Genomic DNA, 4,364 nt, shown 5'->3' on the forward strand with positions numbered 1-4,364 from the left:
CGGGCCCGGCGTCGTCGATGAGGGGGCCGGGCGTCGGCGAGCAGCTCGGCGATCCGGGCGAGCAGCCGGTCGGCGTCGGGGAAGCCGCGCGGCGCCGTCCCGTCCAGGTCGGTGACCAGCTCGGCGAGCCGCTCGGCGGGGTAGCCGGCGAACACCTCGCGGACGGTCGGGCCGAGCCCGGCGGGGTGCGGGAGGCCCTGCCGGACGCCCGGGGCCGCGGCCGGGCCGCCGCCCCAGGCCAGGCCGCGGCGGCGCAGGACGGCGAGGGCGTCGTCGACGCGGGCGCGGGCGCGTCGAGGGCCGCGGCGAGCGCGTCCGGGGAGGGCTCGGGCAGGACCAGGACGGACTCCAGCACCGCGAGCGTGAACCGGTCGAGCCGGTCGAGGCCGCGGGAGATCGCGGCCGGGGTGGTGGCGCGGGCGGCGAGCGCGGTCAGGTCGGCGGGGACGGGCGCGAGCAGCTCCGGACGCGCGGACAGCAGCGCACGCAGCTCGTCGTCGCCCCGTGCGCGGAGCCAGTCCGCATACGTCTCCATGCAGCTCCTGCCGCTTTCCGACCCGCCGAATCTCTGCCCGTCGTCGCGCGCCGCCGTCGTGACGGCTCTATTCAGGGTAGGAGCACCCGAAGCGTGCGGTGGCGGCGGCGCGCCCCCGACCGGTGGACGGCCCGTCCGGTGAGCCGGGCGGGAGCGTTCGTCAGGTGGCGGGCGAGGGTTCCCGGTTGGCGAGGCCCATGCCGAGCCGCGCCCAGCTCTCGACGAACCGTTCCTCGTCGATGCGGGTCGGCGGCTCGTACATCGACTCGTTGGCCAGCCAGTAGTTCACGACCGCGCCGCCCAGGATGGACGCGACCGCGGGCCAGTCCTCGTCGGAGCCCTCGTACTCGGGCTGTTCGGCGAGCCAGGTCGCGATGCCCTCGTAGAGCGGGTTGACGATGCCCTCGCGCATCTCGGCGACCAGGTTCGGGAACTGGTCGAGATCGCGGAACAGCACCCGGATCAGGTCCTGTTCCTCGCGCATCTTGGCCAGGCCCGCCTGGCAGGTCATCCGCAGCCGGATCTCCAGCGGGCGTTCCTCGTAGCGCCGGCGTGCGCGAGGACGTCGCTGATCTGCTTGCGGGTCCGGTCGATGTGTTCCCGGATGGCGGAGGAGAGGACCTCCTCCTTGGACCGGAAGTGCCGGTAGAGACCGCCCGCGCCCGGGGACAGCCCGGCCGCGGCCTCGATCTCGGCGACGGACGTCGCGGCGTAGCCCCGCTCGGCGAACAGTCGGAGCGATTCGGCCACGATCCGCTCGCGGGTACTTGGCGTCATGGTGATGGTTTCCTCCGCAAGAACAGTAAGGCATCCCGGACCCGGGCACCGCTGAACCACTCCGGACGTGCACGTTTCGTGACCGGACTCGCACGTCCGGGGACGTGCGCGGACGGGCGCGCGGGCGGGGCGCGCTCGTCCGGCGGGGCGGTGCGGCGGGCGTCCTCGCGGGGCGGGGGCGATCGTCCTTTTGCCGGGGGTGGCGGTATCGGGTGCTGCGTTTTCCCTGGTGAGGCGGTTGGTGGCCGGGGGGTCGGGTATTTTGGCAGTACGGGCGGCGTTCCCGGTGACCGGACAGGCCAGTTCCGGCCACGCGGAAGGTTCCCGCGCGAATGAGTTCCCGCGCTCTCCCACTCGGATCCCGTCGCATCGCCACTACCGGGAGGGCGCGGGTACTCGCGTCCAGAGCGTCCCGGGCGGGCCTTTACCCTGTGGGCGTGTTGCACCGCGATTCACCCGAAACGGACGCCGACCCGCTGCGCGCTTCGTGGACCGGCGGGGGTACGGCCGTCGGTTTCGACCTCGACCTGACGCTCGCCGACACCCGCGCCGGGATCTCGGCGGTGTACGCGGCGATCGCGGCGGAGAGCGGCGTCCACATCGACGTCGACGTGGTGGCGGGACGGCTCGGGCCGCCGCTGGAGGTCGAGCTCGCGCACTGGTTCCCGGCGGCGGAGGTGCCCGCGATGGCGGACCGCTACCGGGCGCTTTACCCCGGTATCGCGCTTCCGGCGACGGTCGTCATGCCGGGCGCCGCCGCGGCGCTGGACGCGGTGCGGGCGCGGGGCGGACGGGTCGTCGTGGTGTCCGGGAAGAACCAGGCCGACACCGAGCGGACGGTCCGGTTCCTGGGGCTGCCGGTGGACGTCGTCGTCGGCGGGCTGTTCGGCGCCGAGAAGGGCTCCGCGCTGCGCGAGCACGGCGTCGGCGCGTACATCGGGGACCACACCGGCGACGTGGACGCGGCCCGCGCCGCCGCGGCGGTGGCCGTCGGCGTCGCCACGGGCGCGTTCGACGCGGCCGCGCTGACCGCGTACGGCGCGGACGTGGTGCTGCCCGACCTGCACGCGTTCCCGGACTGGCTCACGGGTTTCGTCACCGGCTGACCGGTCCATTTACCGCGCGCCGAAAATGGGTCGCCGCGTGAAGGCGTTCGAGGTACTTTGCGATCATCGGTCCCGGTGTGTCGTTCACGCCCCCGGCGTGTTCACCGGTTAGTGGCGAGGCACTAATCTTGGGGACGATTCCACACGATTACTAGACGAGGTTCCCGTGCCGACTGGCAAGGTCAAGTGGTACGACTCCGACAAGGGGTTCGGTTTCCTCACCCGTGACGACGGGGGTGAGGTTTTCGTGCACTCCTCGGCCCTGCCGGGTGGGGTGACGACGCTCAAGCCCGGGCAGCGCATCGAGTTCGGCGTGGTCGAGGGCCGGCGCGGGCAGCAGGCGATGCAGGTGCGGGTCCTGGAGACCCTGCCGTCCGTCGAGAAGGCCATCGCCAAGCAGCGGCGCAAGAAGCCGGACGAGATGGTGCTGATCACCGAGGACCTCATCAAGCTGCTCGACGGGATCTCCAACACCTACCGGCGCGGCAAGCATCCGTCGCCGGCCGAGGCCAAGAAGATCGCCACCGTGCTGCGGGCGGTCGCCGACGACCTCAGTCCGTGAGCGTCCGGGACGCGCGCGGCGCCGGTGCCGGGCGCGTTCACTTGGATCCATGGGCGAGAATTGAGACGTGAGCCCAACGCGTCAGTCCAGCCCAGCTCCCGAGAACGCCGAGACCCCGTCCGCGAAGCAGGCGACCCGCCGAACCACGGGGGCCCGCCGCCCCCGGACGCCCGCCGTCGACCCCGCCTGCGCCGACGCCGTCGATCTCGCCCGTACGGCGGCGGAGGAGACGGCCTGGCCGGGACGGGTCGGGGAGCATCTCGGCCTCCGCGCCGAGGCCGACCGGGTGGTCACCCACGCGTTCGAGTGCCTCGACCCCGCCTACCGGGGCTGGCGCTGGTCGGTCACCGTGGTGCGGGCGTCCCGCGCCAAGAACGTGACCGTCAGCGAGTGCGTCCTGCTGCCCGGCGACGACGCGCTCCTCGCGCCCGAGTGGGTGCCGTGGCTCGACCGGCTCCGCCCCGGTGACCTCGGCCCCGGCGACCTGCTGCCGACCGCGCCCGACGACGTCCGGCTGTCGCCCGGCTTCGCGGCGACCGGCGAGGCCGACCGCGACGCCCAGTGGGAGCCCGGCCTCGGCCGCGTCCGCGTGCTGTCCCGCGAGGGCCGCGACGAGGCCGCCGCCCGCTGGTACGACGGCGTGCACGGCCCCCGCACCCCCATCGCCGCCTCCGCCCCCGCACAGTGCTCCACCTGCGGTTTCTACCTGCCTCTGGCGGGCGAGATGCGGCTGGTGTTCGGCGTGTGCGCCAACGAGTACGCCCCCGACGACGGCCGCGTCGTCTCCGCCGACCACGGCTGCGGGGCCCACTCCGAGGCCGTCACGCTCCCGGCCGCGTCCGAGCACGGCCCCCCGGTGATCGACGAGCTCGGCTACGACATCGTCCCGTCCCCGGGGGACGACTCGGCGCCCCTGGACGACGAGGCGCTCGGCCTCGGCTGACGACGACCCCGTGACCAGCGACCCCGTGACCGGCGACGCAGTGACCGGCGATCTGGTGACCGGCGATCCCTTCGGCACCCGGCCGCTCCGCGAGCGGGTGCTGCGCGCCTGGGCCGAGTCGCCCGCCCGGTTCCGCGAGGACGCCAACACCGAGGACGACCACGCCCTCGGCGGCTACCGCGACCGGGTGATCGTCGAACTGGCGCAGAACGCCGCCGACGCCGCCCGCCGCGCCGGTGTGCCCGGCCGGCTCCGGCTGACGCTGGACGGCGCCCTGACGGCCGCGAACGCCGCGGCGCCCCTCGACGCCGCCGGGGTCGAGGCCCTCTCGACGCTCCGCGCGTCCGCGAAACGGACGACACGGGCGCCGTGGGCCGCTTCGGCGTCGGCTTCGCCGCCGTCGTCGCCGTCGCCGACACCCCCGCGATCGCGTCGCGGACC

The 4,364-nt window shown here is 74.3% G+C and carries 5 protein-coding genes and 2 pseudogenes; 4 read left to right on the top strand and 3 right to left on the bottom strand.

The window, feature by feature from the left end:
* The 3 genes and pseudogenes from BJF79_RS33210 to BJF79_RS62735 form a co-directional block, all read right to left on the bottom strand.
* Window positions 1–535, bottom strand: a pseudogene (locus tag BJF79_RS33210) (hypothetical protein); the annotation flags it as partial.
* A gap of 160 nt (window positions 536–695) precedes the next feature.
* Window positions 696–1,046 (bottom strand): hypothetical protein, encoded by a 351-nt coding sequence (locus BJF79_RS62730; protein WP_262402907.1) that lies wholly within the window; start codon window positions 1,044–1,046, stop codon window positions 696–698.
* Window positions 1,043–1,312 carry a TetR/AcrR family transcriptional regulator gene (locus tag BJF79_RS62735; RefSeq protein WP_262402908.1) on the bottom strand — a complete coding sequence of 90 codons (270 nt, stop codon included), beginning with the start codon at window positions 1,310–1,312 and terminating at the stop codon, window positions 1,043–1,045. The genes BJF79_RS62730 and BJF79_RS62735 overlap by 4 nt, the downstream gene beginning before the upstream one ends.
* Window positions 1,313–1,752: 440 nt before the next feature.
* Here BJF79_RS62735 and BJF79_RS33220 point away from each other — a divergent pair, with 440 nt between their 5' ends.
* The 4 genes and pseudogenes from BJF79_RS33220 to BJF79_RS33235 form a co-directional block, all read left to right on the top strand.
* A complete protein-coding gene (locus BJF79_RS33220) occupies window positions 1,753–2,418 on the top strand; it encodes an HAD family hydrolase (RefSeq protein ID WP_316043486.1) in 666 nt (221 codons plus the stop codon).
* A gap of 166 nt (window positions 2,419–2,584) precedes the next feature.
* Entirely contained in the window at window positions 2,585–2,980 is a 396-nt protein-coding gene (locus BJF79_RS65945; RefSeq protein WP_075903401.1) for a cold-shock protein, read from the top strand.
* 67 nt (window positions 2,981–3,047) lie between these two features.
* Window positions 3,048–3,923, top strand: a complete 876-nt coding sequence (locus BJF79_RS33230; RefSeq protein ID WP_083734411.1) for a DUF3027 domain-containing protein — start codon at window positions 3,048–3,050, stop codon at window positions 3,921–3,923.
* Between the two features lie 52 nt (window positions 3,924–3,975).
* Window positions 3,976–4,364: pseudogene (locus BJF79_RS33235) on the top strand (sacsin N-terminal ATP-binding-like domain-containing protein); the annotation flags it as partial.

Origin of the sequence: Actinomadura sp. CNU-125 (assembly GCF_001942465.1) — a bacterium.
GTDB lineage: Bacteria > Actinomycetota > Actinomycetes > Streptosporangiales > Streptosporangiaceae > Spirillospora.

What these genes read in the sequence shown, in the direction of transcription:
- BJF79_RS62730 (WP_262402907.1), bottom strand. Translation starts at nt 1,046, where the DNA reads ATGACCTGCCAGGCGGGCCTGGCCAAGATGCGCGAGGAACAGGACCTG.
- BJF79_RS62735 (WP_262402908.1), bottom strand. Translation starts at nt 1,312, where the DNA reads ATGACGCCAAGTACCCGCGAGCGGATCGTGGCCGAATCGCTCCGACTG.